Genomic DNA, 26,004 nt, shown 5'->3' with positions numbered 1-26,004 from the left:
ACGAATGACACCCGTAGGCGCAAAACGATATCGGTTCCAGACGTTCGATTATGTAGATTTTTCGACCGAACGGCGCTGACGATCGCGCTTGCGATCCAACAGCACACCGGACCCGAGTCCAACAGTATATCGTTCGGGAGCGAGAGCAACCGTGCATGTTCGGGTCAGACGACGGGCCAGGGGATGTGACGATGACCGACCTCTACGATCAACTCGAGACGCTCGAGGAGACGGTCGACGATCCGGCGGAACGGACGGAGGTTCGACGAACGAAGACGGTGGTCGACCGACTCTCACACAACGGGACGGTCAGTCGGGTGATCACCGAGTTCACCGGCAGGGACAAAGCCGAGGCGTTCGTCGGGAGCGTCGTCATCGGGATGCCGCTGCTGGTCGAGGACGGCGTCATCGAGATCGGCGAGTTCCTCGCGGAGACACCCGCGTTCTTCGCCGTGAACGTCGGACTCGCCGTCGCGATGGTCGTCGGCATCCTCTACGTCGCGGACTTTCGCGACGTCCGTATCACGGATCCGTATCTTGACGTGATTCCGCGACGTCCCGTGTGGGTCCTCGCCATCGCGTTCGCGACTGCCGCCGCGATGATGACGCTGTGGGGACGGGTCGACTGGGCAGATCCCTGGGTGAGTCTCTGTCAGGTGTCGGTGATCTTCGCCGCGATGGCGATCGGCGGCTCACTCGGCGACATCCTCCCCGGCGAGCACTGAGACGGATTGCTGTCTCGATCTGTCTGATCGACGACCGCGACCCGCCGCCAACTCGTTTGCCTCCACGATCAGGATCTCGATTATTGCGGCGCGCTACCGACGGAACGCACACATGCGTGCCCCTCCGCGCCGAGCCCCCGTCCTGTTCGACGGGGCGCGGTTACTCATTTCTCAAATCGGACGTTCCTGAAAACGTGGTCAGTGATAGGGACGCAGGCGAGACGGTACTTGACCGTCACTACGATCAATGATTGGAACGCGAAAGAGTTCGGCAGCGACGGCGAGATCTTCCTGGCAGCGAAGAACACTGACGAAGTAGGCGTGCTGTCTGCTGAACTCTCTCGAACTGCCCCTCTCTGCGTTGCGCCCTGAGAGACAAATTTGCCGAGCTAGAGCGTGTCGAATGACTCGATCACGTCACTCGTCGAGTACGTCTCGACCAGATTCTGCTCGTCGAAGTCAGAATCGTCACTCCAGATGGCCCCATCGTAGGCGATCGCACACGCGAGGTACAGCACGTCGTCGGGGTCGGTGTCTCCGATTGCTGCGTCTGCCCTCTCGATAGCTGGATAGAAGTCGTCGGCAGGAACGACCTCGATGTACTGAAACAGGAGGTCGATGATCTGTCTCACTCGATCCAGTTTCATTCCGGATTTCTCTACGATCAGGTCTTCGTAGTTCTCGAGTTCGTCGTGGACGAACGCTGGCGTCAAGAGATCCGGCTCGAGTGTAACGATGAGTGCCCGCGTTTTCGAATCAGCGATGGGTGCAGAGATGACGACGTTGGCGTCAATGACCAGCTTCATTCGTCGAATCTACGTCGATTCTTCTTCGACGCGCTCGCGTCCACGTTCGTTGATCGTATCGGCGATTTCCTGAACGTCGCGCTCGGTGAGTTCGCTCTCGCTGGTGAGTTCGTCCATCAGTTCGAGCGTCTCGATCTTCTCCTGGATTGCCTGTCGCGTGACCTCGCTCCAGTTGATCTCCGGGTGCTGTTCCATCCGCTCTTTGAGGGCGTCGTCCACGTTGACCGTGATACTGGGCATACAGGAATCTATGGACACACAGAATACTGTGTCTTTTGGTGCATTCCATGTTGAACGCCATCGAGTTCATCGCACTAGATGGGGCAGAAGAGTTTGAGTCGAGAGCGCTGCAACGTGACAAATTCCACTACCTAAGAACCCCGCACATTCTGGATGAGCCCCTGAAGCGAAAAATCAGTGAAATGCCAATATTAGCCGCTTCAAGGCCTCAAAGTCGGTCTTACGGGTTCCCTGGGCCCTGGCGGATTCGAACCGCGGTCGGAGCAAAGCTCCTCCCTGGTTCGAATCCACAGCGATCCATTCCGCGAGCCTCGCGAATTGCTCGGCTCGCTCCATGGGCCCTGACGGATTCGAACCATCGACCACTCGGTATCCCACACAACCGCACTGGCGTGCGACCACGATATGAGCCGAGCGCTCTTACCAGACTGAGCTAAGGGCCCTCGTCTCGAGAGAACCACGGGCTGAAGTTAACCCTTACTCTCTGTCTCGAGTCCAGAGACGTCAGTACACCTACGTGATCCCCGTCGACCCTCGTGCGTCAAACAGTATATGGGGCAGGCGACCGAACCAGGGGGTAATGGCGGATCGTCGTCGACTCGAGCGATTCCTGCGGTCGAAGCTCCAGGAGGCAGGCGAGGAGTACGAACAGCTACGCGAGTCGACCGACGAACAGTTATCGGAGGCCCGGGAGGCGTATCAGGTGGCGAAACACGCCCGGAGCCTTCCGTCCGACGAGGAAGGGCGGGCGAAGATCGTCTGTCGACGCTACGCCGAGCGGCGTGGGGCGAAACTCGACGAGCAGTACCGACCTGCCTGTTACGAGGAGGGACATCCGGACTGCGAGGGCTGTGTAGAAGACGTTCGGTCGGGGCGAATCGAGACCTGGTAGCCGGTCACCGGGTACTCGAGTGGCCGCTCTCGCCGTTTTCGGGCCACAGCGCCCAGACGAGGATCGCGAGGATCATCGCGACGCCGAGTGTCACCGACTCGAGGACGGTGAGTTCGACGTTGACCCAGGCGAGTACCGTCCGGAGTTCGACGAGGATCGGGACGGTGAAGGCGATGACGACGAGCAACGCTGCCTTGGAGATACGCATTACCGGATCACCCCCACGAGCGCCAACGTCGCGCCGTCGACCGTCTCGGTGGCGGCGGTCTCGAGGGCGATCCCGACCGTCGTCACCGACTCGAGGGTGAGCGGGAACGGGATGACTTCGGGGCCAAAGAGGCCGCCGCGTTCGATGATACTCAACAGCGGGAAGGTGTACGCGAAGATCACGAGGACGACGGCGATGGCCGTCCAGAGTTTCAGGTTGTCGAGGACGAGCGGAGCGTCCTCGGGCCCGGAGAGTGTCTCGGCGTAGCCGTTGGCGGGGAGGGAGTCGCTTTTGCCGTTGAGTGCCGTGCCGATCACGTTCGCGAAGAACAGGACGAGCGAGAGCGTCAGCAACACGCCGCCGAGGGCGATCTGGGCGTCGAGTTCGGCGACGCTGCCGACGGCGGCCTCGAACTCGAAGCCCTCGTACTGTGGTTCGGCCGTTCGACGCGGGATACCGAGCAGGCCGCCGCGGTGCATTGCGTTGGACATGAACGTCATACCGATAAACCAGAGGACGACCTGTCCAAGCGCCACCGAGCGGTTCCACAGCGCCCTGCCGGTCACCTGCGGGAGGAACCAGTAGGTGACGGCCATGAACGTCAGCGCGACGGCGGTGCCGACGGTGAGGTGGAAGTGGCCGACGACCCAGAACGTGTTGTGCACGAGATAGTTGATGTTCATGCCGGCGTTGATCATGCCCGAGAAGCCGGCGGCGGCGAACATCAGACCCGCAAGCGCCATGCCGGTGAAGACGGGATCACGCCACGGGAGGGCTTTCAGCCAGCCGAGGTAGCCCTCGCCGCCGCGCTGTCGGGCACCGTGTTCCATGCTGGCGACGACGGTAAACGCCGTCAGCAGGCTCGGCAACAGGAGGAACATCGTGTTCGTCATCGCGATGAACTTGAATCCCTCGGCGATGCCCGGATCGAGGTACTGGTGGTGGATTCCGGTCGGCACCGAGAGCACCAGAAACAGCACGAAGACGACGCGGGCGAGCGGGTCGCTGAACAGTTTCCCGCCCGAGATTTTGGGGAGCATGACGTACCACATCATGTACGCCGGCATCAGCCAGAAGTAGACGACCGGGTGGCCGAAGAACCAGAACAGCGTTCTGGTCAGCAGCGGATTGACGGTGTCGATCCAGCCGAGCGACCACGGCAACAGGAACGCGAGGATCGCCACGGCGACGCCCAGCGTCGCGATGTACCACATGAGCATCGTCGTCAACACCATGAACGTCGGCAGCGGGATCCGCTCGTCCGGGTTCTCTGCCTTCCAGGCCAGCCAGGATCGGAACCAGTCGGCGCCGGCCAGCCAGGTGCCGACGACGAACAGCACCAGTCCGAGGTAGAACATCGGATGCGCCTGTAGCGGGGCGTAAAACGTAAACAGAACCGATGCGCTAATATCGGTCGCGTCGGTGAAGCCAGCCAGGATCGCGACGCCGGTCAGCGTTATTCCGACCGCCATCAGCGAGTACCAGCCCCAGCTGAATCGGATGTCTTCGAGGCCACGGTCGAGGCTGGTCGTTATCGCCCAGGTGAAGATCCCGACGAGGAAGAAGATCGTAAACGAGATCACGAGGAAGACGCCGTGAGCAGTGAGGACGGTGTAGTAGTCCACCGAGTCCATAAACCGGAGAAAGTCGGTCCGGTGAAGCGTCTGGATGATCCCGAACACACCACCCAGTGCCAGCGCGAGGAACGAACTGTAGAACGCGGCCCGGACGATCCTCGCTTCCGCGGGGAACTCGTCGATGTACGCGTTACTCATCGTCGTCACCTCCGTCGTCGTCTTCGGCGTCCGGGTCGACCACGCTCAGGGTCCCGGCCTCCTCGAACTCGTCGACGGTGATCGTCCAGTCGTGGTCGCCCTCGCCGAGATCCGCGGTGTCGACGACGATCGTCGTCTCCGCCGTTTCGCCGCCGGCGACGACGAGCTCTTCTTCGAACGTCTCGTCGCCGACCTCGAGGACGACCGTCGTCTCGAGATCGTCGAGTTGACGGTTCCGAACTTCGACCGTGAACTCGGCCTCGTCGTCGGGTTCGACCTCGGTCGGTGTGTCCACCGAGTGGTCGACCAGGTCGAACTCCTCGGCGGGGACGACGTGGAGTTCGCCCTCCATGTCGTGGTGGCCAGGGCCACAGTACTCGTTACAGACGACACCGTACTCGCCGACTTCGTCGAACTCGACGGTCATCTCGGCGATCTCGCCGGGGATGGCCATCGTGTTGACGTTGGTGCCGACGATGCTGAAGCTGTGGATGACGTCCCTGGCGGTGACGTAGAACGTCACCTGGCTGTCTTCGGGGACTTCGATCGGGTCGGGCTGGTATCGAAACGTCTGGGCGACGACGTAGGCTTCGTACTCGTTTTCACCGACCTGTTCGACGCGCGGGTCGCCGAAGCGTTCGTCGTCGCTGAGTTCGGTTGGTTCGACCGTCGGCTGCTGGTCGCCGACCATCGCGATCCCGAGGCCGACCGAGCCGTAGGTGATCGTCGCGATGAACGTGACGATCAACAACATCGCCGCGACGAGCCACAGTTTCTCGTAGGTGTGAATGTTCATGCAAGTGTCACCACGGCCGTGCCGACGACCGTCGGATCGTTTCCGAGGAATTCGACGAAGTACATGAAAAACCAGAGCCCGATCAGAATGAGAAAGTAGAGCCCGATTAACGCGAGCGTCCCCACTGGATCGAACTCGTCGTGTCCAATTTCGCGGATTCCCTCCGCGCGCGGTTCGGATACCGGCTCTTCGGTCGCTTGACTCATACCGTGGAGTTTGTAGGACCAGCGCTTAACCACTAAACCAATTCCCACTCTGTAGGAACGGGGGCAGTATTAACACGTTCCGACAGCTACCCTCGCGTATGGTACTCGAAGAAGCTTCTCCGCGTATATCGCTCCCGGTCGGGTTGCTCGCGCTCGTTCCGGTCGCGTGGTACGGACTCGGGAGTTCGCTGGTGGCGGCGGCCGTCTCCGCGGTCAACGTCGTGTTCATTCTCGGCTGTCTGTACGTCGCGTTCGGCCCCGTCGACGGCCACCACGAGCCGGAGCCGCGGTCGTCGGGGACGTCGTAGCGTCGATGGTCGCATGCCCTCGTGGCAGGTCACGGCTGATCGGCTGGCGAGAACGGTCGACAGATGAGGGAGGCGTACAGTCGACGGACGTCCGATCGGGAGCTGTACACCACCGACCGGGACGCCCTCGAGGATACTCGCTCGACAGATGACAGACTCCAACGCCGGATCCAGCGACAGGTCGAGTGTGCCCCTCGCTCCCGACGGGGCCGAAGCCGACGACGCCGCGTCGCGTGATCCAGACGACGAGTGTACTCTCTGTTCGCTCCCGACGCCGTCGACTCCGATCACCGAACCCGACGTTTCCGGAACGTTCTGCTGTCGTGGCTGTCTCGAGGTCCACCGGACACTCGACGGTGTTGGGGACGACGGCGTCGAACGCGAGGTTCGCCAGCGCCTCGAGGGGGCGTCCGACCCGGACGCGGAGTCGGACCCGGAGCAGTTCGACGGCGAGGAGGCGTTTTTGGCCGTCGAGGGGATGCACTGTTCGACCTGCGAGGCGTTTCTCGAGGCGACGGCGTCCTCGACGGCGGGTGTCCAGGCCGTCGAAGCGAGCTACGCGACCGAGACGGTTCGCGTCGCGTACGATCCCGATCGACTCGAGGCCGAGGACCTCCCCGAGATCGTCTCCGGTTACGGCTACACCGCCCGCGAACGCGGGACGGAGGCGGAGGACTCGAGTCGCGATCAGGCGCTCGTGAAGTTCCTGATCGGTGGCGGCCTGTTCGGAATGATGGTGATGGTGTGGTACGCGGTCTTTCTGTATCCGACCTACTTCGGCTACGATCCGGTCGTCGACTTCGGCGGCTACGACGGCTACTACCTCGCGGTGAACATCTGGCTGATGACGTCGTTCGTCCTCTTCTATACGGGCTATCCCATCCTGCGGGGTGCGTTCGTCAGCCTGCGCGCCGGGATGCCGAATATGGATCTGCTCGTCGCCACCGCGGCGCTCGGAGCCTACGCCTACAGCACGCTCGCGATGTCGCTCGGGCGGACGGACCTCTACTTCGACGTGAGCGTCGCGATCATCCTCGTCGTCACGGCGGGAACGTACTACGAGGAGCGGATCAAGCGGCGGGCGGCAGGGCTGCTCTCCGATCTCACCGAACAGCGCGTCGACGAGGCCCGGCGGGTCGACGGCGAGACGGTCCCGATCGAGGCGGTCGAACCCGGCGATCGGCTCCTCGTACGGCCGGGCGAACGGATCCCGCTCGACGGCGAACTCCTCGAGGGCGAGGCCGCGGTCGACGAGTCGCTGGTCACCGGGGAGTCGCTGCCCGCCGAGAAGGGGCCCGGTGACCCCGTCCGCGGCGGCACGGTCGTCACCGACGCCCCCGTCGTCCTCGAGGTCGGCGCGGACGCCGAGAGCACCCTCGATCGGCTCGTCTCGATCATGTGGTCGATCCAGAGCTCGCGCCCGGGCGTCCAGCGGCTGGCCGACAAGCTCGCGACGATCTTCGTCCCGCTCGTCCTCGTCCTCGCGACGGTCGCGACCGCGACGTTGCTCGCGACGGGCTCGAGCGTCTCGAGTGGTCTCCTGGTCGGGCTGACCGTGGTCATCGTCTCCTGTCCCTGCGCGCTCGGCCTCGCGACGCCGCTTTCGATCGCCGCCGGCGTCCAGGCCGCAGCGAAACGGGGGATCGTCGTCGTCGCAGAGACGCTCTTCGAGGACGCCCCTGACGTCGACGTCGTCGTCCTCGACAAGACCGGGACGCTGACGACGGGATCGATGAGCGTCGAGGAGGTCGTCGTCGAGACGCCGGACGGATCGACCGGCGACGACTCGGCCGGGGAGGTGCTCGCTCGAGCGGGCGCGGTCGAGTCGCTCTCGGAGCACCCGATCGGGGCCGCGATCGCGACCGAAGCGGCGGAAGCGGTGGCGGCGGTGGCCGACGAAGCCGACGGAACCGACTCCACCGCCGAGGGGAAATTCGCCGGCGAACTCGCGGTCGACGTCGAGGGTTTCGAACGCGACCGTCGCGGCGTCAGCGGCGTGGTCGCCGGCGAACGCGTCGCCGTCGGCCACCCGGAGTGGTGTCACGAGCGCGGACTGACGGTTCCAGAAGAACTCGAGTCGCGGATCACGGACGCCGAAAGGCGGGGAGAGGTTCCGGTCGCCGTCGGCTGGGACGGCCGGGTCAGGGGCGTCATCGTCGTCGGCGACGCGCCGCGCGAGCGCTGGCTCGAGGCTGTCGACACGCTGGCCGACGGACGAGACGTCGTCGTGCTCACTGGCGACGAGGGGGCGTCGGCCGACCGCTTTCGGGCCGTCGATGGGATCGACCAGGTCTTCGCGGGCGTTCCACCCGAAGCCAAAGCCGAGACGGTGAGACGACTCCAGGCTCGCGGCACGGTGGCGATGGTCGGCGACGGGAGCAACGACGCGCCGGCGCTGGCCGCCGCGGACGTCGGCATCGCGATGGGGAGTGCGACGACGCTCGCGACGGACGCAGCAGACGCCGTGGTCCTCGGCGACGACCTGACGGCGGTCGCCGAGACGTTCGACGTCGCGAGCGGGACGAACAGCCGGATCCGCCAGAATCTCGGCTGGGCGTTCGTCTACAACGCGGTCGCGATTCCGCTCGCGATCGCCGGCCTGTTGAACCCGCTGTTCGCCGCCGTCGCGATGGCCGCAAGCAGCGCGCTGGTCGTCGCGAACTCGGCGCGATCGATCTGAACGGCTCTTTCGAGGTAGTCGGCTCCGTGCGCACCCGAACTCGAGATCGCCTCGAGACGGGGGCGGAGTATCCGTCAACGCCAGTCAGTCGTCCTGATCGGGATCGTCGGCGCCACCGCTCTCGTCCCCACTCGTAACGACGCGTTCGAGCCGTTTCCGGCCATCGTCGTCGTAGACGTACGTCTCGCCGTCCGCTTCGTCGCGCGTTCGTCGGTGGCTGCCGTCACAGAAGGGAAACGAATCGGAGAGGCCACACTGACAGACGGCGACGTTCCCCTTCTCGTCGTCGACGTCGTCCGAATCGAGCTTTCGCGGGCCGGTCGCCTCGAGTTCGACGAGTCTCGTCATGGGGGAAGGTCACTCCCGACGGACGGAAACGTTACGATGTGGCGGCGAACGCGTGACGACGACCGGACTGAAGATTCGGTACGGCGACGAGGCGAACGGAAACTACTTGTTGGTCGTCACTAATCTCGAGTCAGATGCCAGGATGAGTCCGGACGCCATCGGGACGTCGACGGCGGTCGCGCTGGCGGTGGTCAAAACGCTCGTGCTGGTCGTCGGCAGCGTCATCACCTTCTTCGCCTACAGAGCCTATCAGCGTACCCGCCAGCCGGCGCTTGGCTATCTCGCGGGCGGGTTCGGACTCGTCACGCTCGGACTCGTCCTTGCCGGCATGCTCTACGAGATACTCAGCGTGCCGCTTCGACTGGGATTGCTGCTCGAGAGTCTGTTAATGCTCGCCGGCTTCCTCGTGATCGCCTACTCCCTGTACGCACCCTGATAACTGTGCGATCCGCGTAGACGTCTCGAAGCTCGATCAGTCCTCGCCGTGGGCTGGCCCGTCCGCGAGCGCGTCGGGCGACTCGCGTTCCGCTCGCGGTACCTCGAGAACGACGACGGTGCCTCGCGGATCGTTCTCCTCGAACCGAAGTCGACCGCCGGACTGGGTGACCGCCCAGTCGACCAGCCAGAGGCCGAGTCCGCTCGCGTGTCTGAGTTGGGTGATCTCGCGGTCTTCCTCGAGGAGTTCCCGTTCCTCGTCGGGAATGCCGGGCCCGTCGTCGGCGATCGACAGCCGAACGAACCCGTTCTCCGGTCGGTCACAGAGCGAGACGTCGACCGTGGATGTCGACTGGTCGCTGTGTTCGATCGCGTTTTCGAGAACCTGATAGATTGCCGCCCCGAAGGAGACGTCGGCGCGAGCGAAACACCGATCGGGGAGCGATCGGTCGACGTCGGCGTCGGGGAACTCCCGCTCGATCTGGGCGAGCGCGTTCTCGACGGCGACCGAAACGTCGATCGGCTCGGCCACCGACTCGCTGCGCTCGAGGGTCTGTTCGGCCGCACGGGTCTTCTCGGCCAGTTCCACGAGTTCGTCGGCTCGCTCCTGGATCGTCTCGGCGTACTGAGCGGTCTCAGCGGAGGCGGTTTCGGCGAGCATCTCGGCGCAGCCGCCGACGATGTTCATCCCGTTGCGCAGGTCGTGGCGCAACACTCGATTGAGGATTTCGACGCGCTTTCGTCGTCGTTTGCGTTCGGTGACGTCGGTGTAGACGCCGAACACCGTCTCGGACGTCCCGTCGGTCTCCACTGGGACGAGTCGCATCATGAAATCGCGCAATCCGTCGACGGAGCGTCGTTTGACTTCGTCCTCGATTACCTCACCGTGAGTACTGAGTCGATTGTACATCCGGGCGTCGTCAGTCTGGCTCGACGGGACGATGATGTCGTCGAGTGGTTCGCCGACGAGTTCCGACTCGTCGTAGCCGAAGATCCGTTCGAACGCCGGGTTGACCATCTGAATCGTGGGGTCGGCGTCGACGTCGTCGTGGCGGCCGACGACGACGGCGTCCGGGACGTTCTCGAACAGCGCGGCGAAGCGGTCTCGTTCGGTCCGGAGTCGCTGTTCGAAGTCGATGCGTTCGAGCGCGTCACTGACGTGAGAGAGCAACAGTTCGGCGAGTTCCTGGTCTTCCTCCTCGAATCCCCCGCGGCGACTCGAAACGGTCTGAAACACGCCGCGGTCACCGATCGGGACGCTCAACACCGATCGAAACTCTGGTCGGTGCGGTCGCGCGTCGTCGTTCGCCCGGAGATCGTCGACGCGGTACGTGCGACCGTGGCGATACGTCTTCCCCGCGATCCCCTCGTCGATCGACATATCCCCGGGTTCGTCATCGTCGAACTCGGAGGACATCGCTTGCTTTACAAGCATTCCATCCCGGACGACGTCGACGACGCAGACGTCGAAGTCCAGGACGTCCTCCGCCGCTTCGACCGTCAGATCGTACACGTCCTGATGGGTGCGACAGTCGTCGAGATCCGAGGCGACGGCGTGGAGGGTTTCGATCTTCGCTTTCCGATCGACGAGTTCGTGTTCGCGGTCGGCTCGGTCGAGTGCCGCTTCCGCCGTTGCGGCGAGGACGTGTACGAGGTGGATCGCCGAGACGTCGAGGCCGTCCGTAGTCGCGACGGCGAGGGTCCCGTGCTCTCCGAGCGGGTGAAACACCGCACTGTCGACCGATCGTTCGACGTGGGAGGGAAATTCGATGCTCGAGACGTCCTCGACGATCGCGGGCTCGCCGGCCGCAAAGACGTTCCAGATGACGTGATCGCCACGACCGACCCTCGGTACCTCCGTCGTTCGCTCCGCGAGTTCGACACTCGTCGCCGCCACCTCGAGCGTCTCGGCGTCCGCGTCGTAGTATCGAACACCGGCGAGGGGACGATCGAGGACGTGTTCGGTTGCCTCGATGACGATCGTCGCGATCTCCTCGGTCGATTCGGCCCGGAGGAGTTCCCGGGTTGTCTCGTGGAGAACCTCGAGTGCGTCCGCATGCGTCGGGTCGTCGAGGAAGTCAGACGACGATTCGGTCGTCGTGAGTGCGTCAGCGACACGGTTCTCGACGACCTCTTGTCCCTGTTCCCGGGGGACGTAGCCGTCGACTCCGGCTGCGAGGAGTTCTCCCGCGAGCGCTTCGGATCCGTCGGCCGGGCAGACGACGACTGACACGTCCGGATCGTGTGCGCTCACTTGCCGGCAGAACTCCACGCAATCGGCGTCGTGGAGGGTGGCGGCGGTTACGACGCAGTGTACGGGACCGCTCGTCAGCCGAGAGAGACACCGTTCGGCCGTTTCGACGATCTCGACCGTCGCGTCGAGACGGGCCAGCGCCCGCTGTATCGTCACCGCCGGATCGGGATCGACGTAGACGACGCGCGTTTCGGACTCGTTCACGTGAAAGTCACTCGCTTCTACTCGTGGCGAAGAACTCCAGTGACATTACTGTTCGAGTCGCCTCGTCTCTCGAGGGGTCCCCACAGTCGGCCCGTCTCACGACAGGAGATCGGACTACGCCCCGCTTGCGCCGTCGAATCCGCGGAGAATTCCCTGGCCGTCGGTCGGACCGATATCGGGAAGCGTCGCGCGTTCGGGGTGGGGCATCAGGACGGCGACCGTCTCGCGTTCGCCCAGCACGCCGGCGACGTTGTTTTTCGATCCGTTGGGGTTTGCCTCCTCGGTCAGTTTGCCGTCGGCATCACAGTAGCGAAACAGAATCCGGTCGTCGGCCTCGAGCTCCTCGAGGCGGTCGTCGTCGACCTCGTAGCGCCCTTCGCCGTGAGCGATCGGCACCTCGATAACCTCGCCTTCCTCGTAGGCGGCGGTCCACCGCGTGTCGTCGCGTTCGACCCGCAGGTAGACGTGTTCACACTGGAAGCGCGCGCTCTCGTTCGTGGTGAACGCACCCTCGGTGAGACCGGACTCACAGCCGATCTGTGCGCCGTTGCAGACGCCGAGCACCGGAACGCCGTCGGCGGCGGCCTCGCGAACCTCCTCGAGGATCGGCGAGCGGGCAGCCATCGCGCCGGCACGGAGGTAATCGCCGTAGGAGAACCCGCCGGGGAGGACGACACCCGTCGTGTCCTCGGGAAGCCCGTCCTCGTGCCAGACGATCTCGGCGTCGACCTCCAGGTGTTCGAGGGCGCGCTCGGCGTCGCGGTCGCAGTTCGAGCCGCCGAATCTGATGATTGCGACGGTCATCTACCGTTCGTCGACCTCCACGTCGTAGTCGTGGATGGTCGGGTTCGCCAGCAGTCGCTCGGCCATCTCGTCGGCGCGGTCGCGGGCGGCGTCGGCCGACTCGGCCTCGAGATCGATCTCGAAGCGGTCAGCCGACCGAAGTCCCTCGAGGGCGAATCCCAGCCGTTCGAGGGCCTGTTTGGTCGTCTCGGCCTCGGGGTCCAGCACGCCGTGTTTGAGTCGAACCGTCACCGTCGCGGTGTAGGCGGTCATCGTCTGATAACCCGTAACCGTGCTCAAAAACGCTTTCGCCTTTGCTCGGTGTTACACGATCGTGGATATCCCCCGCTGTGTACGTGAACGATATGTGAGAGCAATCCAACCAGAGCCGACTACGGGAGCAATCCGACCAGAGCCGATCGCAGCCGGTAACCGAACGATCCGTTCTGGTAGCCGTTCCAGCGGCGCTGGCCGCCGGCCAGCGTCACCGCATCGTACCCCTCGTCCTCGAGAATGGTCGTCGCTTTGCGGGCGACGATACCTGCCTTACAGACCGTGACAACGGTCGTATCGGCCGGGACGTCCGAGAGTGTTCGGCGAAACTCCGCTTCGTCACCGCCGCGAAGATCGTGGTAGACGGGAACGTTGTGGCTGCCGTCGATGTGCTCGCGTTGATACGCCTCGCGCGGTCGAACGTCGAGAACGTACGGTGGCTCCTCACTCGAGAGTTCCGCCTCGAGTTGCTCCGGGCCGATCTTGCTCATATACCCCAATATCGAACACGAGAATAAAACGATGCGGATCTCGAGCGACAGAGACGGAGTTGATCTCGAGTTACAGTGCGACAGAGACGGGGTGGATTCCGGATTACAGAGCGACGGAGACGGGATGTGGATCTCGGATTATGGGGTGAGGCGGGTCGAATCGACGACGGACTCGACGCCAGGGTTCAGGCGGTCGGCTGCCCGGCGTGCGCCCGCGATATTGCCGGCGAGCGGCCCGACGGTGCCTGCAGTTAGCGCGCCGGAGGCGAAGAGCCGGCTCGTCTCGCCGTCCGTGCGTCGCCAGGCGAGCGTCTCGTCGGATAGCACCGGCATGCCACGGAAGCCGCGTTCGAGTCCGAGCGCGTCGGCAACCCGGTCGACGAACGGATGGGAGAAGACGGGAGCGAACCCGGTGGCGAGGACGACGCGGTCGGCGCTGCAACAGCCGCCATCCGCGAGTGCGAGACGAGTGCGACCGTCCACGCGACGAGCGCTGCGAACGTCTCCGTGACGAACTCGAAGCGACTCTTCGTCCATCGCCGTCTCGAGGCGGTCGAACAGGGGTTCGGGGATCGTCGCGTCGTTTCTGGCCTCGCGGATCGTCTCGTACCGTGCCTGCGATCCTGGTGGGTGGCGGTGGAGGTGGCGCTCGATGTGGTTCCAGTTGATCCAGCGCGGGTCGGCCTCGACGGTCGCCGTCTCGAGGGGACGTCTCGAGAGCATCGTAACGTCCTCGCGGTCGGCGAGACAGGTCGCGAGTTGGGCGGCGGTAATCCCGCCGCCGACGACGAGCGTCTCCGGTGCGGGGGCGTCGGGGTCGAACCCGTCGTCCCAGACGTGGTCGATGCCCTCGACGCCGGCCGCCCAGGACGGCCGACGATACCGACCGCCGTGGCCGATCGCCAGCACGCAGGCCCGGGTCTCGAGCGATTCAGTGACGCGACCGTCCGCATCGGCCAGTTCGAGCGCGAACGCCTCGCCGTCGCGATGGATCGACTCGACCGCGGCGCGGCGATGGAGCGACTCGAGGTCGTTGCCGTCGATCACGGCGTCGGCGTAGTCGAGAAACAGCGACAGCGACGGGCGACGCGGGTAGCCGGGCGTCGGGAGCAGTTCGTCCTCGCGGTCGCGAGCCTCGGCGAAGCTCTCGAGGCCGAACGGCTCGGTCCCGACGTGGTGGACGAACGTCGAGCGCAAGGCGTCCATCTCGCAGGCACGGGCTTTCTGGCGGAACGACGCGAGCAACCGATCGTGGGGATCGACGATCAGGAGATCCTCGCGCCCGAGGGCGGTGTCCTGGAGCAGCCGCTGTGTGAGGTACGTTCCGTGGATGCCGCCGCCGATGATGACACACTCAAGCATCGAGTCCACTACACCGGTTATTATTTTTTCTCCCAGTAGTATTAACTCCTGTTATCCGACGGAGATTCGTTCACATCCCCTCCATCTCGATCGACCGTGAGACCGAGGCCAGCCGTTTTTGTGTTCGTTCACGAACACGTGTGTACGACCGGAGAGTGGCCCGGTGCGGAGCGTTCGATGCCGGCAGCCATCGTCATCGTCGGCCTTCTGCTCGCGTTCGTCGCACTCGCGGCCATCGACACGGGCGTCGCGCTGATCGTCGCAATTTTCGCGTTCGTCTTCGGGGGGAGATCTTCGGACGGCTCGCCGCAGCGGTGGTAGGAGCCAACGACGAATCCGCCACGGACGCGGACGAGGAGTCCGACGACGGCGAAGATCCCAACGACGCGCTCGAGCGGCTCCGCGTCCGGTACGCCGACGGCGAACTCGCCGACGCGGAGTTCGAGCGACGCCTCGAGATTCTCCTCGAGACGGAGACGGTCGCCGACGTCGAACGGTATCTCGCAAACGGAGAGCAAGACAGCACGGTCGAGCGCGGCAACATCGAGGGGGACGACCGCGAACTCGAGCGGTCGTCTGGATGAGATCGACGGACGTCGCCCTCAGAACAGCGCCGTCCCGACCCACGCGATCACGAGCGCGAAACCGATCGCCGCGCCGGCCTGGCGGGCCAGCATCTTCGCGACGAACGTCCAGGAGACTTCTCGAGCGACCGTAATGGCGGTAACGAGACAGGGCAACAGGACGCCGGCGAGGTAGACCGCGACCAGCACCTCGACGGGCGAGAGCGCCGCGACGCCGGCCGTGTCGGCGGTCAACAGCGCGATACCGTCCTTGCGAATCGAGGCGAGAACGACCGGAAGCGCGGCCTCCGCCGGGAGCGCGAAGACGCCCATCGCCGGCTCGAGTGCGACGCCGAGTCGGTCCAGCGCGCCGGCGTACTCGAGGACGGCGGCGACGACACAGATCGCCGCGAAGACGGGCAGTGCGGTCCTGACGAAGCTCGCAAGCGACGTCCTGGCCTCGCGCCAGATCGCACGCGGACGAGGCCACTCGAGGAACGTCCGGCGGTCGACGGCCATCGTCGTCGTCCGCGCTTCGGGCGGGGCGATCAGCCGGACGTAGATCAGCGTCGTCGCGACGAGAATCGCGAGATAGGGGCCGACGAGCCAGGGCATGCCGACGGCCGCGAAGACGGCCAGCGTGGCGGGAAACTGGTAGGAACACGCCGAGCCAAAGGAGATCGCCGAGATCGTCGTACAGCGGGTACAATCCGAACAGCTCCGGGTGCTCGTCACCGCGGGGACGTTACAGCCAAAGCCCATCACGACGCGGACGAGATCCCGGCCGGTCAGCCCAACTCGACGCATGACCGGATGGAGCGCGGTCGTCACGCGGGTGACGAGGCCGCTGGCCTTGTACGCGCCCATAAAGAGCGCGAAGATGAGCATCGTCGGCAGCGCCCAGACGAACAGGAACGGCCCCATCGAGAGCAGGCCGTAGTCGCCGCCCAAGATTGCGGCGAGGGGACCGGGAAGCGTCGCCGCCCAGCCGACCGCCGGCTCGAGCGCGCCGCCGACGAGGGGATCGAGTCGCCCTGCGACCGTATTGGCGAACCAGACGGCGACGAGCGCGGGCAACAGGAGGACGAGCCCGCTCGCGATCGGACCGAGATAGGGCCGCTCGAACACCGTTTCGGGAGGTTCGATCTGCCAGCCGACGTGAGTCGCGGCTCCGCCCGGAAGTTCCGCGCCGCCGCGGATCGCCTCGAGGACCGATCGGGCGTCGGTGGCACCGGTTCCTGTGGAGGTGCCACCAGCGGGAGTCGCATCGGAGCGTGCGACGCCGCCGTCGGCCGCGACCCGTGACAGGTTTCGCGCGTCGACCGGCACGACGGGAACCGCGAGATCGTCCTCGAGCGCCGCGATCACCTCTCGAGCGCCGTCGGTGTCCTCGACTTTGTCCCAGTAGGTGACGACGATCGATCCCGTCCGCCCCTGTACGAGCGGGAGCAGATCCGCGAGATCGCGGTCGACGTCGGTCGCCGGCACGACGAGGACGACCCGATCAGTTCGTTCGAGTTCGGCGAGCGTCTCGCGGGTCGTCTCGGTGTCGGCCTCGAGCGTGATCCCCGGCGTATCCACGATCTCTACGCCGTCGGCTCGGTACACCTCACTCGAGACGGTCGAGCCGCCGACGTTCTCGTCGGTCGCCGTCGCCCCCGTGAGCGCGGCCGCGAGCGCCGTCTTGCCGACGCTCTCTTTTCCGACGAGAACGACCCGCTCGTCGTCACGATCGTGCTCTCGGGTTCCACTAGAGATTTCGTCAGCATTCGTTTCGTCGGAATCTCCGCCGTCGCTCATCTCGACAATACTCCCTCCGTCACGCCCTCGCTCGAGTCATCGCTCGTTGGTCTCATCTCGAGCGAGAACTTGGAGCGCCTATTATTAAAAATGGCGTTTTAGATAATAACTTCTATTACGGAGGAGGCACATTTGTTAAACGATGGACGACAACTCGACTCCCGTGACGGTTCTGTCCGGAACGCTCGGTGCGGGAAAGACGACCGTACTCAACCACGTGCTTTGCGAGAGCGACCGCGATCTGGCGGTGCTCGTCAACGACATGGGCGAGGTCAACGTCGACGCGGACCAGGTCGCCGAGTCCTCCGACATCGCCGACGAGGACGAGGAGTTGATCGAACTCTCGAACGGCTGTATCTGCTGTGAACTGCGCGGGGACTTGCTCGACGCCATCGGCGAGCTCACCGCCTCCGAGCGGGAGTTCGACGCCGTCGTCGTCGAGTCGACCGGCGTCGCCGAACCGCTTCCGGTCGCCCAGACGCTCACCCTCGGATTCGACCAGTCGGATCTCGATCCCACCGAATTCTACGAGGAGACCGGCATCGAACCGCTTTCGGGCTGTCACCTCGATACGACCGTCACCGTCGTCGACGCCCACCAGTTCCAGACGGCGATGGAGTCCGACGAAATCTTGGACGACGACGGAACGAAAAAACACCTCGGCAACCTGCTCGTCGAACAGGTCGAGTTCTGCGACGTCCTCTTGCTCAACAAGTGTGACCTCGTCGACGAGGAGACACTCGAGACGATCGAGTCGACGGTCGAGGCGCTCCAGCCGCGTGCGGAGATCGTCCGGACCGAACACGGTCGAATTGATCCGGAAGAGATCGTCGAGACCGACCGATTCGACTTCGAGGAGGCGAGCCACTCCGCCGGCTGGATCCAGGAGCTACAGGAGCCCCACCAGTCCGCCGAGGAAGAACACGGAATCACCTCGTTCGTCTTCGAGGCGCGACGGCCGTTCCACCCGGAGCGCTTCGCCGACCTGCTCGACGAGTTCCCGGACGAAGTCGTCAGAGCGAAAGGCCACTTCTGGCTCGCGAACCGCGATGCGGAGGCGCTGTCGGTCAACATCGCCGGCCAGTCGGTTCGGATCGCTCCCGCCGGCCAGTGGGTCGACTCGCTCCCCGCCGACGAACGGGAGGAACAGCTGGCAGAGAACCCGGAGATCGAGGAGTTCTGGCACGATCAGTGGGGCGATCGGAGCATCCAGCTCGTTCTCATCGGGACGGAGATGGACCACGAGTCGGTCCGCTCGGCCCTCGCCGAGTGTCTGCTCACCGACGACGAACTCGAGGACGATCACTCGGCCTACGAGGATCGATTCCCGACGTTCGAGCCGGAGGAAGAAGAGGAACTCGAGGAGGCGACGGAGCCGGAGGGACACGACCACGATCACGGAGATACACAGGAGGAAATCGGCATTGCGGACTGAGCGGGGTGACCGTCGTGGCCGACCGTGAATCCGACGCGGAACAGACACCGTCGAACGACTTCCCGTCGGCGAACCGCGACGTCTCGCCGTGTTACCAGGCGTACGTCGACCGCCGCGAGAATGGGGTCGACGTCTGTACGATATACAACGCGTTCGACGCCGAATCCGTGACCGAAGAACGGATCACCGCCATCGGCGACGCGTTCGTCTCCCGGGAGGACGCCAGGTGATCGACGGCGGCGACCTCGTCCGACGAACCCCAAACCGGCGTCCGCTGACCGACACGTCGAACTCGAGTCATCCAGACGCGTGGAACCGTTCACCAACCACACCGACCGACGAAACCCAGACACAACACTCCAATGTCGACACACTTTCGAACCGCGATGAAGTCGAACGTCACACACGATCACCGACGGGCGGCGATCGATCGTCTGATCGAACGCGGCGAACGCCAAAATTTGGCGATCGTCGTCGAAACTGCCGGGCTCCGCGGCGAGTTCCGCCGCCAGGCGCTCGAGGGACTCGCCGCCTGCCGAGCGACCGACGAACTCGAGGCGCTCGCCGAGGAAACGTCGCTCGATCGGTCGCTTCGCCGACGGGCGGACGAACTCACGTAGGGTCCGTCGCCTACGTGCGTCAGGGTGCTTTCGTGACGACGATCGATCCCGAGCCGTGGACGGTAACGGTGTAGCCCTCGAGACGGAACGAGACGGTTCCCGCATTTCGGTTCGTGCCGGCGTTCGTCGGCTCGAAGAGCGCCTCGAGGCCGTCCGGATCGATCCGATCGTAGAGCCGTTCCATCTCGGCTGGATTCCTGCCAGAGAGCGCCGCGACCGTCGAGACGATCGTCCGGGAGAGCGACTCGCTGGCGTCCCAGTCGTGGGAGACGAGTGCAGTCTCCGCGTCGGGGTCGATCCGGTGTCCGCCGTGGTCGTCCGTGGTTGCTGTCATGGTGCTCACCTAGGGGGTGTTGACTGTCACTGCTCGTGACTGAAACGCCTACCACAGACGAGAGCATAAAACCCTGTCAGACATATTTCACTCGATTGTACGACAAAACAAAGGAACGAGTCCCACGTGTCGCGAATCGATCCTGGGGCGGTGTCATACGTTCGGCGACAGACAGTCTGCGATCAGCAATCGCAGTAGTCGGGCTCACAGCAGTCGAGATCCTCGAGGAACATCTCCTTCTCACGGTACTCCGAGAGCGGGTCGACGTCGGCGCCCAGTCGCTCGCCGATCGTCTCGGCGACGACGGCAAAGCGCTGGCGGAACTTGTAGATGAAACAGAACTGTTGGCCGTCGTGTGCGACCTGCGGACCGACGAGGAACAATCCGGGGGTAGCCGTCGACTCGTCGCAGTCGGTGAGTTCGGGGAACTCGCCGTCGAACGCGAACAGGTCCTCGACGAGCGTCAGGCTCCCTTCGAAGCCGGTCGCCAGGACCGGCGGCGTTCGCGAGCGAACCCGTTCGCCGTCGGCGGTGAACACGTCGTATCCCTCGTCGACGTCGGCGATGTCGTCGGCCTGATCGTCCGTCGGGCGAACGCGTTCGATCCGATCGACGCGCGCGCCGGGAACGAGCTCGATCGGCCGATCGTCGGCGAGCGCCGCCTCGAGACGCTCGTTCGTTCGCGGCGAGAGCACCTCGCTGGGATCGGGACTGCGATACTGCCAGGTCCCTTCCTCGTCGAGCACGGTCACCGAGAGACCGGTCTCCGAGAGGCCGAGCGCGGCGTCGATGCCGCTTTCGGCGCCCCCGATCACGGCGACGTCGTCCGACGGGGGTACAGCGACGCCGGCACCGTCGGCCGCCGTCGGAGGCGATTCGTCGACTCGCGTCGACCCAGGATCGCGGTCGTCGGCCGCGAGGTCGGCACCCACGGTGTCGGCGTGGTGCGCCCAGGAGTCGATCGAGGAGACGTGGACGGCGTGTGACGAACCGGGAATCGCTCCATCCGTGGGATACTGGTACTGCCCCGCCGCCCAGATCACGTAACGGGTGCGGATCGACCCGTCGCTCGTCTCGAGGGTGAACCCGACGGAGTCCTCGGCGTCCGCCGCTCGATCGTCGGGAACGACCCGATCGACGTCGACCCCGGTCTCGATCGGCAGTTCGTGGTACTCCGCGATCGCCTCGAGGTAGTCGGCGTACTGGTCGCCGGTCGGGTGTTCACAGTCCAGTGCGAGGCCGGGTGAGGTATCCGGCGTGATCGCGTTCAGATCGCGCACGCCGAAGGCGTTGGCGGGAAACGACGGCGTCAGCAGTCGCATCTCGGCGGGCCACTGGCGAAACGACGCGCCGATCCGATCGCGCTCGAGCACGACGAACTCGACGTCGAGACTCGAGAGTGCGACACCGGTTCCGATTCCGGCGGGTCCGGCGCCCACGATCGCGACCTCGTGGTCGAACGATTGACTCATACCGAATCGATCGGCCCGCTCGAACTTAATAAGTGCGATAGTATAGTTAGCAATCCCTGATAGCCGGTCGGGGCATGGTAGCAATCACGCACGGTCGCGACGGAAAGCAGGGTTTTTAGCCGCCGACCAACTGAACATCGTACTGATGTATCGAAATTCGCTCGAGCGGAGGTGGCGCTGATGACGACCGATGTGACCGAAATCACGGTGATCGGAGACGACGACACCGGGCTCGTCGCCCGGGTGACGAGCCTCCTGTTCGAGCGCGGAGTCAACATCGAGGACCTCGATCAGGCGGTTCGGGACGGCCTCTTTCGGATGTACCTCGCCGTCGACACCTCGGAGATGGTCTGTACCGAGGAGACGCTCCGCGAGGATCTCCACGAGCTCGGAACGGATCTCGGACTCGACGTCCAGGTTCGCTTCCCGGCAGACCGCGAGACCCAGCAGATCGCCGTCCTCGTCACGAAAGAGAGCCACTGTCTCGAGGCGCTGTTCGAGGCGTGGGCCAACGACGATCTGGGCGCTGACATCGGCGTCGTCATCGGGAACCACGACAACCTCCAGCCGCTTGCAGAACACTACGGCGTCCCGTTTCACGATATCGGCGACGAGAAGGGGCGACAGAACGAAGACGAGCTGCTCGAGTTGCTCGCCGAGTACGACGCCGATCTCATCGTCCTCGCACGCTACATGCGGATTCTCTCCCCGAACGTGGTCTTCCGGTACGAGGATCGGATCATCAACGTTCACCCGTCCCTGTTGCCGGCGTTTCCCGGTGCCGAGGCCTATCGCCAGGCCGTCGACGAAGGCGTCCGCGTCGCCGGCGTCACCGCCCACTACGTCACGACCGACTTAGATCAGGGGCCGATCATCACCCAACGGGCGTTCGACGTCCCCGATGACGCCGACGTCGACCTGTTGAAACGCCGCGGTCAGCCCCTCGAGGCCGACGCCTTACTCGAGGCCGTCCGCCTGCACCTAAACGGCGACGTTTCGGTCCACCGGGGTCGAACGACAGTGCGGGAGAACGGCACGAACTACCAGCTCGGTCTCCCCGAGGAACTCGAAGAGGTGACGCCCGATCGACCGGTCGACGGTATCGGCAGCGTAGTCGCCGACGAAAACTGACCGCCAGTTGCGGTCCCCGACGCGGTTTCTCTCGACGGTACGTTCGACAGCCCCGTCGCCGCCACTCGTACGGATTCCTGTCCCGATCTCCCGCTCCAGGGGGCGCAGGTGTGCCGGCACTGGCGGACAGGAAACCGTATCACGACTCAGTTCCCCCGATATGAGATTGTTTTCTAATATCGGTATCTAGTGTATGTTCGAACACCTCTGTAGACCTTATCGAAACGTTCTTGTCCCACCGGGCAAGATAGGGGAATATGGTGGCAGACTCGACGTCGCTCGAGAGAGGCGTTCCGAGCCAAGAGGTGACCGCGGCAGTCGACGAGGTGGACGGACGGCCACACCTCGTCATCGCCGACCTCACTCGAGACGATGCGTGGCTCGCCACGGCAAAATCAGACGCTGTATCCGTCGACGACTGGCGGTAGCCGGTCGCGAGAAGTGCGGCGTAGACGAGTTTGATTTGCGGTGAAATAATATTGGGTGAGCGATGTTTATCCATCCCATCACGCACCGAATTCGATGGGAGTTTCTTTCACTCGACATAGATCTCGACGACAACGTAATCTAACACGCTAATCGGGAGTATCAGCTATCACATGGACTGAAAAACGTTCCACGGGTACGAATTCGCGTCGACTGCGTATCGAGATATCGAGTACACAGGTTACCTTGAGAATACCTATACGATTACGGGAAAGTCAGCGAACAGTAATGAAACAGTATTTCAGTATCTTCGCGTATGGGATTACCGATCACGACGAGCGTACTACTCCGACAAGCGTCGACTGCAGGGTCGACTCGGACCACACCACCGAATTCGACCCTGCAGTGCAGGCGTGCCAAAGCAGTACGCGTGGAGACCTTCCGAATGGAAGGGCGGAGGCCATCGAACGTCAAGTACCTATACAAATCGATTTCCCCGTACAGTGACGACGAGCACACTAGTACTTCGACAAGCGTCGACTGCAGGGTCGACTCGAACCACACCACCGAATTCGACCCTGCAGTGCAGGCGTGCCAAAGCACTAATCGCGGACAGACGCTACTGGGACGAGGGACGTCTCGATGAGCCGACGTTCGATAGCTGTGTACTCTCTCTCGACGCTCCTGATTGTCTCGGTCTTGTTTGTCGGGTTTACCGGTACGGTTAGCGCAACCGAAGAGAGCATCGACGCGGTTACGTATTCGGATAACTCGATCACGGAGTACGCGAACGACGAAGGGGTGGTCGACTCCAACGGGCTTGGAGAGGCGTTCAACGACTGGCAGCGCGGCGATATCGACAGTAACCTGTTAGGTGACGTCTTTTCCGCCTGGCAAACCGGTGAGGTCGTCGTCGGAACGAGCCAATCGATAGACGGAGACTTCGGTGCCGAGGACTTCTACGAAGGCCAACATTCGGTCAATCAGCAACTCGGCACCGGTGTCGACGGTGGCGACGCGCTCGAGATCGATGTTGGCGAGGAGTCGGTGGACGAAGTGACAGTCGTGTTCAACTCGAGCGAACTACCCGCGACGATCAACGGGTCTCATCGCTACATCCTAGACGACGCGTCTATCGAGATCGACGATTCCAACGTCCAGAACGCAGATGTGGCCGCTACAGATGTGACGGAAGAGTCCGACGAAATCATCATCGAGCTGGAAAATGTTGACGACAGTCACGTCGTTATCGAAGGGTTCGACATCGTGAACCTGAATACGACAAGCATCGTCACCAACGATCTGTTCGACGAATTCACGTACGAAATCGAGCTTCGAACCGTCCGTACAGCGGACGGAACCGACGTGACGAACCTCGAGGCGACAGCCGAGAGCGAGTCGTTCCTGCTCGAAACACCGGAACAGACGATCTCAACTGATGGGGAGTTCGACGTAAGCGACGTCACGTACGCGTCCGATACCCAGACGCTCGGAGCCGACGAGGACCTGGTGGTGGATCACAATCGCGACGACGTATTCGGTTCTCGAGTTGGATTCAACCTGACGCCCCTAGAGGAGGAAGGAGCCAACTTCGACGGTGCGGATGTCGAAAACGCCGAAACGAGCACGGGGAGCACCGGGGCTGCTACTGGTGTCACCGAAGACCACGGCGACGATCCAATCGCTCGGATTCTCATCACAGATGTCGGTGGCGAGCAGATTGTCGAAGTGAATAGCTTCGACATAGTGGGCATGGATCTGTCCGAAGTTACAACAGAGTTCGGGTTGGCCTACGAAATTCGGATGCTGTCTCTCTCGATCGAGATACCGGGTCAAATCGGAGGTCTGCATAGTCCCACAGCTCTCAATCCCTCAACCGAGATCGAAACCGACGGGTTCGACGTCGAGTGGCCAACAATCGCTTGAGTACCGATGGCAGCCACTGAAAGTCAATTCCCACTGATTGCACGACTGCTGTAGGATCAATGCATACATCGTCGCAGTTGTTATTGTAGACCGGGATGTTCCACGGCACCGATATCCCAGCACAACTGTAGGCGGTTCGCGGTTACGTCAAAATGACTGACAACAGACTGTACGGGACCGTCCGTCTCGAACGCCATTTTGCAAGACCCAAATCTCCCTTACATCCCCGTGATCGTCACAAACTCGTCGGTCACGAATTCGTTCGCGACAGAATGAATGGGATCGCCCGGATTTGAACCGGGGTCACGGGCACCCAAGGCCCGAAGTATACCAAGCTAACCCACGATCCCGTACTCCACCATTTCGGGCGCACATCATAAAGAGTTTCGTTCCGTCCCCGATCCCATCTCGGTGCTCGATGACACTTACTCCCAGTTCCACTCGTCGGCGTCGTCCGACCGTCGTCCCTCGAGCCGTTCGTCTCCGGAGTCCTCTAACTGGCCGTCTCCGCCGCCCTCGAGCGGTTACGCGTCGGTCGTCGAGTCGGTTTCCGTCGAACCCGACTCCGGTCGCTCGTCGTCGCGTCTCTCCTCGAACGCCGCGGCGACCACTGCGTCGGTCGCTTCCGGTAACTCGCGGTCCGACTCCCGTTCCGACGACGGGACTGACTCGTCGGTTCGATCGTCATCGAACGCAGCGGCGACTGCAGCGTCGGTCGCCTCGACGAACTTGTCGGCCTCCGGCTGTGACTCCGTCGCGGTTTCGGTCAAAAACGAACGCTCCTCGGCGATCCGATCGAGCGGTCCGTCGTCGCTCTCCGTCTCGGTCGAACGCTCTTCGCCCGCTACCTCTTCTTCGCGGTCGTCGTCCTCGGGTCCATCGAGAGTCACCACCTCGTCGAAAATCTCCTCGAGAGTCGAGGCGACCTGTGACTCCTGGCTCGCAGGATCGAAGTGAAAGTGTGCGTTGACGCCCGCATCCGCAAGTCGGCTCGTCAGTGCCTCCGCGAACTGGTACGTTTCGCTCGGTGACGCGTACTCGAGCACGCCGTCTATGGAGTCGAAACAGATCGCGATCTGTCTATCGGAGTCGGACCATCGGGCACACCACCGGAGTATGGCCGTTCCGATCGCCGAAAGGTCGCCTGGATCCGTGATCGACTGCTGACCGCCCGACATCCCGCGGTCGTCAGTCTCCGCGTGTCGCTCACCGACCACGATCGATTCCACCGGTCCGTCGACCGCCGCTCGAGTCGGCGGCTCCGCTCGAGCCTCGCCGGTCGATACCGTGAGCAACGCGTCGATCGAACCTCGGTGATACAGATCCGCACACGACCCCAACCCGTGGGACTCGCCGTCGACCAACAGCACGTTCGCGGGCGGATCGACGGCGTCGGGTGAGGTCGGGTTCATCGGATGTTCCACTCGAGGCGTGGCCTGCGGTTGTGCTCGTGATAAGTGAACTCTCGACCTTCACCGTTGTGGCCGAACAGACAGACTCATCGTCTCATC

Annotated in this window: 29 protein-coding genes and 2 tRNA genes; 13 read left to right on the top strand and 18 right to left on the bottom strand. The window is 63.6% G+C overall.

Features of this window, described 5'->3' with window-relative positions; genetic code table 11:
* Window positions 1–155: 155 nt before the first annotated feature.
* Complete coding sequence (locus FYC77_RS01725) at window positions 156–725, top strand: DUF2391 family protein (protein WP_149079754.1); 570 nt, start codon at window positions 156–158, stop codon at window positions 723–725.
* Window positions 726–1,114: 389 nt separating this feature from the next.
* On the opposite strand, the gene FYC77_RS01715 is transcribed toward FYC77_RS01725, so the two are convergent.
* The 3 genes from FYC77_RS01715 to FYC77_RS01705 all read right to left on the bottom strand — a co-directional run bounded on the left by FYC77_RS01715 (window position 1,115) and on the right by FYC77_RS01705 (window position 2,214).
* Entirely contained in the window at window positions 1,115–1,531 is a 417-nt protein-coding gene (locus FYC77_RS01715; RefSeq protein ID WP_149079753.1) for a PIN domain-containing protein, read from the bottom strand.
* Window positions 1,532–1,540: 9 nt separating this feature from the next.
* The gene (locus FYC77_RS01710; protein WP_149079752.1) at window positions 1,541–1,771 is read right to left on the bottom strand and encodes a hypothetical protein; all 231 of its coding nucleotides are present in this window, start codon (window positions 1,769–1,771) and stop codon (window positions 1,541–1,543) included.
* 335 nt (window positions 1,772–2,106) lie between these two features.
* Window positions 2,107–2,214, bottom strand: a tRNA-Ile gene (locus FYC77_RS01705).
* A 137-nt stretch (window positions 2,215–2,351) separates the two neighbouring features.
* Here FYC77_RS01705 and FYC77_RS01700 point away from each other — a divergent pair.
* Window positions 2,352–2,663 carry a DUF7091 family protein gene (locus FYC77_RS01700; RefSeq protein WP_149079751.1) on the top strand — a complete coding sequence of 104 codons (312 nt, stop codon included), beginning with the start codon at window positions 2,352–2,354 and terminating at the stop codon, window positions 2,661–2,663.
* Window positions 2,664–2,667: 4 nt separating this feature from the next.
* Here the strand turns inward: FYC77_RS01700 and FYC77_RS01695 are convergent, their stop codons facing one another.
* The 4 genes from FYC77_RS01695 to FYC77_RS01680 are packed head-to-tail and all read right to left on the bottom strand — an operon-like array spanning window position 2,668 to window position 5,648.
* Window positions 2,668–2,871: a CbaC protein gene (locus FYC77_RS01695; protein ID WP_149079750.1), complete on the bottom strand. Its 204-nt coding sequence runs from the start codon at window positions 2,869–2,871 to the stop codon at window positions 2,668–2,670.
* Window positions 2,871–4,646, bottom strand: coding sequence for a b(o/a)3-type cytochrome-c oxidase subunit 1 (locus FYC77_RS01690; RefSeq protein ID WP_149079749.1), 1,776 nt, complete (start codon window positions 4,644–4,646; stop codon window positions 2,871–2,873). Before FYC77_RS01690 ends, FYC77_RS01695 begins: the two co-directional genes overlap by 1 nt.
* Window positions 4,639–5,442 carry a cytochrome c oxidase subunit II gene (locus FYC77_RS01685; protein WP_149079748.1) on the bottom strand — a complete coding sequence of 268 codons (804 nt, stop codon included), beginning with the start codon at window positions 5,440–5,442 and terminating at the stop codon, window positions 4,639–4,641. The genes FYC77_RS01690 and FYC77_RS01685 overlap by 8 nt, the downstream gene beginning before the upstream one ends.
* Window positions 5,439–5,648, bottom strand: a complete 210-nt coding sequence (locus tag FYC77_RS01680) for a hypothetical protein (RefSeq protein ID WP_149079747.1) — start codon at window positions 5,646–5,648, stop codon at window positions 5,439–5,441. Before FYC77_RS01680 ends, FYC77_RS01685 begins: the two co-directional genes overlap by 4 nt.
* Before the next feature lie 98 nt (window positions 5,649–5,746).
* On the opposite strand from FYC77_RS01680, the gene FYC77_RS01675 reads away from it, so the two are divergent.
* Both FYC77_RS01675 and FYC77_RS01670 read left to right on the top strand, forming a co-directional pair.
* On the top strand, window positions 5,747–5,956 hold the full coding sequence (locus FYC77_RS01675) for a cytochrome-ba3 oxidase subunit (RefSeq protein WP_149079746.1): 210 nt from the start codon (window positions 5,747–5,749) through the stop codon (window positions 5,954–5,956).
* Window positions 5,957–6,104: 148 nt separating this feature from the next.
* Entirely contained in the window at window positions 6,105–8,636 is a 2,532-nt protein-coding gene (locus tag FYC77_RS01670) for a heavy metal translocating P-type ATPase (protein ID WP_149079745.1), read from the top strand.
* An 84-nt stretch (window positions 8,637–8,720) separates the two neighbouring features.
* Here FYC77_RS01670 and FYC77_RS01665 read toward each other — a convergent pair whose 3' ends face one another.
* On the bottom strand, window positions 8,721–8,984 hold the full coding sequence (locus FYC77_RS01665) for a CDGSH iron-sulfur domain-containing protein (protein ID WP_149079744.1): 264 nt from the start codon (window positions 8,982–8,984) through the stop codon (window positions 8,721–8,723).
* A gap of 142 nt (window positions 8,985–9,126) precedes the next feature.
* On the opposite strand from FYC77_RS01665, the gene FYC77_RS01660 reads away from it, so the two are divergent.
* Window positions 9,127–9,420, top strand: coding sequence for a DUF7521 family protein (locus FYC77_RS01660; RefSeq protein WP_149079842.1), 294 nt, complete (start codon window positions 9,127–9,129; stop codon window positions 9,418–9,420).
* Window positions 9,421–9,456: 36 nt separating this feature from the next.
* Here FYC77_RS01660 and FYC77_RS01655 read toward each other — a convergent pair whose 3' ends face one another.
* From FYC77_RS01655 to FYC77_RS01635, 5 genes are all read right to left on the bottom strand, one after another.
* On the bottom strand, window positions 9,457–11,877 hold the full coding sequence (locus FYC77_RS01655) for a hybrid sensor histidine kinase/response regulator (RefSeq protein WP_149079743.1): 2,421 nt from the start codon (window positions 11,875–11,877) through the stop codon (window positions 9,457–9,459).
* 114 nt (window positions 11,878–11,991) lie between these two features.
* Complete coding sequence (gene purQ / locus FYC77_RS01650) at window positions 11,992–12,681, bottom strand: phosphoribosylformylglycinamidine synthase I (RefSeq protein WP_149079742.1); 690 nt, start codon at window positions 12,679–12,681, stop codon at window positions 11,992–11,994.
* Entirely contained in the window at window positions 12,682–12,933 is a 252-nt protein-coding gene (purS, locus tag FYC77_RS01645; protein WP_149079741.1) for a phosphoribosylformylglycinamidine synthase subunit PurS, read from the bottom strand. It abuts the gene before it with no gap.
* A 119-nt stretch (window positions 12,934–13,052) separates the two neighbouring features.
* Entirely contained in the window at window positions 13,053–13,424 is a 372-nt protein-coding gene (locus FYC77_RS01640; protein ID WP_149079740.1) for a rhodanese-like domain-containing protein, read from the bottom strand.
* A gap of 138 nt (window positions 13,425–13,562) precedes the next feature.
* Complete coding sequence (locus FYC77_RS01635; protein WP_149079739.1) at window positions 13,563–14,786, bottom strand: FAD/NAD(P)-binding protein; 1,224 nt, start codon at window positions 14,784–14,786, stop codon at window positions 13,563–13,565.
* Between the two features lie 177 nt (window positions 14,787–14,963).
* Between FYC77_RS01635 and FYC77_RS20615 the strand changes: the two genes are divergently transcribed.
* Together FYC77_RS20615 and FYC77_RS20610 are read left to right on the top strand one after the other, a co-directional pair.
* The gene (locus FYC77_RS20615) at window positions 14,964–15,107 is read left to right on the top strand and encodes a hypothetical protein (protein WP_238386772.1); all 144 of its coding nucleotides are present in this window, start codon (window positions 14,964–14,966) and stop codon (window positions 15,105–15,107) included.
* Window positions 15,101–15,370, top strand: a complete 270-nt coding sequence (locus tag FYC77_RS20610) for an SHOCT domain-containing protein (RefSeq protein WP_238386771.1) — start codon at window positions 15,101–15,103, stop codon at window positions 15,368–15,370. The genes FYC77_RS20615 and FYC77_RS20610 overlap by 7 nt, the downstream gene beginning before the upstream one ends.
* 18 nt (window positions 15,371–15,388) lie before the next feature.
* On the opposite strand, the gene FYC77_RS01625 is transcribed toward FYC77_RS20610, so the two are convergent.
* On the bottom strand, window positions 15,389–17,149 hold the full coding sequence (locus FYC77_RS01625; RefSeq protein ID WP_149079738.1) for a nucleoside recognition domain-containing protein: 1,761 nt from the start codon (window positions 17,147–17,149) through the stop codon (window positions 15,389–15,391).
* A 142-nt stretch (window positions 17,150–17,291) separates the two neighbouring features.
* On the opposite strand from FYC77_RS01625, the gene FYC77_RS01620 reads away from it, so the two are divergent.
* The 3 genes from FYC77_RS01620 (at window position 17,292) to FYC77_RS01610 (ending at window position 19,204) form a co-directional block, all read left to right on the top strand.
* Window positions 17,292–18,584: a GTP-binding protein gene (locus tag FYC77_RS01620; protein WP_149079737.1), complete on the top strand. Its 1,293-nt coding sequence runs from the start codon at window positions 17,292–17,294 to the stop codon at window positions 18,582–18,584.
* 14 nt (window positions 18,585–18,598) lie between these two features.
* The gene (locus FYC77_RS01615; RefSeq protein WP_149079841.1) at window positions 18,599–18,814 is read left to right on the top strand and encodes a DUF7511 domain-containing protein; all 216 of its coding nucleotides are present in this window, start codon (window positions 18,599–18,601) and stop codon (window positions 18,812–18,814) included.
* Between the two features lie 132 nt (window positions 18,815–18,946).
* Window positions 18,947–19,204 (top strand): hypothetical protein, encoded by a 258-nt coding sequence (locus FYC77_RS01610; RefSeq protein WP_149079736.1) that lies wholly within the window; start codon window positions 18,947–18,949, stop codon window positions 19,202–19,204.
* A gap of 19 nt (window positions 19,205–19,223) precedes the next feature.
* Here the strand turns inward: FYC77_RS01610 and FYC77_RS01605 are convergent, their stop codons facing one another.
* Entirely contained in the window at window positions 19,224–19,538 is a 315-nt protein-coding gene (locus FYC77_RS01605) for a HalOD1 output domain-containing protein (RefSeq protein WP_149079735.1), read from the bottom strand.
* Between the two features lie 182 nt (window positions 19,539–19,720).
* A complete protein-coding gene (locus FYC77_RS01600) occupies window positions 19,721–21,010 on the bottom strand; it encodes an NAD(P)/FAD-dependent oxidoreductase (protein WP_149079734.1) in 1,290 nt (429 codons plus the stop codon).
* Window positions 21,011–21,190: 180 nt separating this feature from the next.
* Between FYC77_RS01600 and FYC77_RS01595 the strand changes: the two genes are divergently transcribed.
* The 3 genes from FYC77_RS01595 to FYC77_RS01590 all read left to right on the top strand — a co-directional run bounded on the left by FYC77_RS01595 (window position 21,191) and on the right by FYC77_RS01590 (window position 24,493).
* Window positions 21,191–22,141: a formyltetrahydrofolate deformylase gene (locus tag FYC77_RS01595; RefSeq protein WP_149079733.1), complete on the top strand. Its 951-nt coding sequence runs from the start codon at window positions 21,191–21,193 to the stop codon at window positions 22,139–22,141.
* A gap of 257 nt (window positions 22,142–22,398) precedes the next feature.
* Entirely contained in the window at window positions 22,399–22,569 is a 171-nt protein-coding gene (locus FYC77_RS20300) for a DUF7556 family protein (protein WP_202911746.1), read from the top strand.
* Window positions 22,570–23,209: 640 nt separating this feature from the next.
* Complete coding sequence (locus FYC77_RS01590) at window positions 23,210–24,493, top strand: hypothetical protein (RefSeq protein ID WP_149079732.1); 1,284 nt, start codon at window positions 23,210–23,212, stop codon at window positions 24,491–24,493.
* 277 nt (window positions 24,494–24,770) lie between these two features.
* Here FYC77_RS01590 and FYC77_RS01585 read toward each other — a convergent pair.
* Together FYC77_RS01585 and FYC77_RS01580 are read right to left on the bottom strand one after the other, a co-directional pair.
* Window positions 24,771–24,843 (bottom strand) — tRNA-Pro (locus FYC77_RS01585).
* 174 nt (window positions 24,844–25,017) lie between these two features.
* Window positions 25,018–25,905 carry a DUF7504 family protein gene (locus tag FYC77_RS01580; RefSeq protein WP_149079731.1) on the bottom strand — a complete coding sequence of 296 codons (888 nt, stop codon included), beginning with the start codon at window positions 25,903–25,905 and terminating at the stop codon, window positions 25,018–25,020.
* Between the last annotated feature and the right edge of the window lie 99 nt (window positions 25,906–26,004).

The sequence above is a fragment of the Natrialba swarupiae genome (assembly GCF_008245225.1).
Taxonomy (GTDB): Archaea; Halobacteriota; Halobacteria; order Halobacteriales; family Natrialbaceae; genus Natrarchaeobius; species Natrarchaeobius swarupiae.
The sequence above is the reverse complement of the archived record's forward strand: the minus strand, read 5'-3'. Positions and strand labels throughout refer to the sequence as shown.

Bases quoted from the DNA above. Each gene is read 5' to 3' on its own strand.
- FYC77_RS01725 (WP_149079754.1), top strand. From the start codon at position 156: ATGTTCGGGTCAGACGACGGGCCAGGGGATGTGACGATGACCGACCTC.
- FYC77_RS01715 (WP_149079753.1), bottom strand. From the start codon at position 1,531: ATGAAGCTGGTCATTGACGCCAACGTCGTCATCTCTGCACCCATCGCT.
- FYC77_RS01710 (WP_149079752.1), bottom strand. From the start codon at position 1,771: ATGCCCAGTATCACGGTCAACGTGGACGACGCCCTCAAAGAGCGGATG.
- FYC77_RS01700 (WP_149079751.1), top strand. From the start codon at position 2,352: ATGGCGGATCGTCGTCGACTCGAGCGATTCCTGCGGTCGAAGCTCCAG.
- FYC77_RS01695 (WP_149079750.1), bottom strand. From the start codon at position 2,871: ATGCGTATCTCCAAGGCAGCGTTGCTCGTCGTCATCGCCTTCACCGTC.
- FYC77_RS01690 (WP_149079749.1), bottom strand. From the start codon at position 4,646: ATGAGTAACGCGTACATCGACGAGTTCCCCGCGGAAGCGAGGATCGTC.
- FYC77_RS01685 (WP_149079748.1), bottom strand. From the start codon at position 5,442: ATGAACATTCACACCTACGAGAAACTGTGGCTCGTCGCGGCGATGTTG.
- FYC77_RS01680 (WP_149079747.1), bottom strand. From the start codon at position 5,648: ATGAGTCAAGCGACCGAAGAGCCGGTATCCGAACCGCGCGCGGAGGGA.
- FYC77_RS01675 (WP_149079746.1), top strand. From the start codon at position 5,747: ATGGTACTCGAAGAAGCTTCTCCGCGTATATCGCTCCCGGTCGGGTTG.
- FYC77_RS01670 (WP_149079745.1), top strand. From the start codon at position 6,105: ATGACAGACTCCAACGCCGGATCCAGCGACAGGTCGAGTGTGCCCCTC.
- FYC77_RS01665 (WP_149079744.1), bottom strand. From the start codon at position 8,984: ATGACGAGACTCGTCGAACTCGAGGCGACCGGCCCGCGAAAGCTCGAT.
- FYC77_RS01660 (WP_149079842.1), top strand. From the start codon at position 9,127: ATGAGTCCGGACGCCATCGGGACGTCGACGGCGGTCGCGCTGGCGGTG.
- purQ (WP_149079742.1), bottom strand. From the start codon at position 12,681: ATGACCGTCGCAATCATCAGATTCGGCGGCTCGAACTGCGACCGCGAC.
- purS (WP_149079741.1), bottom strand. From the start codon at position 12,933: ATGACCGCCTACACCGCGACGGTGACGGTTCGACTCAAACACGGCGTG.
- FYC77_RS01640 (WP_149079740.1), bottom strand. From the start codon at position 13,424: ATGAGCAAGATCGGCCCGGAGCAACTCGAGGCGGAACTCTCGAGTGAG.
- FYC77_RS01635 (WP_149079739.1), bottom strand. From the start codon at position 14,786: ATGCTTGAGTGTGTCATCATCGGCGGCGGCATCCACGGAACGTACCTC.
- FYC77_RS20615 (WP_238386772.1), top strand. From the start codon at position 14,964: ATGCCGGCAGCCATCGTCATCGTCGGCCTTCTGCTCGCGTTCGTCGCA.
- FYC77_RS01625 (WP_149079738.1), bottom strand. From the start codon at position 17,149: ATGAGCGACGGCGGAGATTCCGACGAAACGAATGCTGACGAAATCTCT.
- FYC77_RS01620 (WP_149079737.1), top strand. From the start codon at position 17,292: ATGGACGACAACTCGACTCCCGTGACGGTTCTGTCCGGAACGCTCGGT.
- FYC77_RS01610 (WP_149079736.1), top strand. From the start codon at position 18,947: ATGTCGACACACTTTCGAACCGCGATGAAGTCGAACGTCACACACGAT.
- FYC77_RS01605 (WP_149079735.1), bottom strand. From the start codon at position 19,538: ATGACAGCAACCACGGACGACCACGGCGGACACCGGATCGACCCCGAC.
- FYC77_RS01600 (WP_149079734.1), bottom strand. From the start codon at position 21,010: ATGAGTCAATCGTTCGACCACGAGGTCGCGATCGTGGGCGCCGGACCC.
- FYC77_RS01595 (WP_149079733.1), top strand. From the start codon at position 21,191: ATGACGACCGATGTGACCGAAATCACGGTGATCGGAGACGACGACACC.
- FYC77_RS20300 (WP_202911746.1), top strand. From the start codon at position 22,399: ATGGTGGCAGACTCGACGTCGCTCGAGAGAGGCGTTCCGAGCCAAGAG.
- FYC77_RS01590 (WP_149079732.1), top strand. From the start codon at position 23,210: ATGAGCCGACGTTCGATAGCTGTGTACTCTCTCTCGACGCTCCTGATT.
- FYC77_RS01580 (WP_149079731.1), bottom strand. From the start codon at position 25,905: ATGAACCCGACCTCACCCGACGCCGTCGATCCGCCCGCGAACGTGCTG.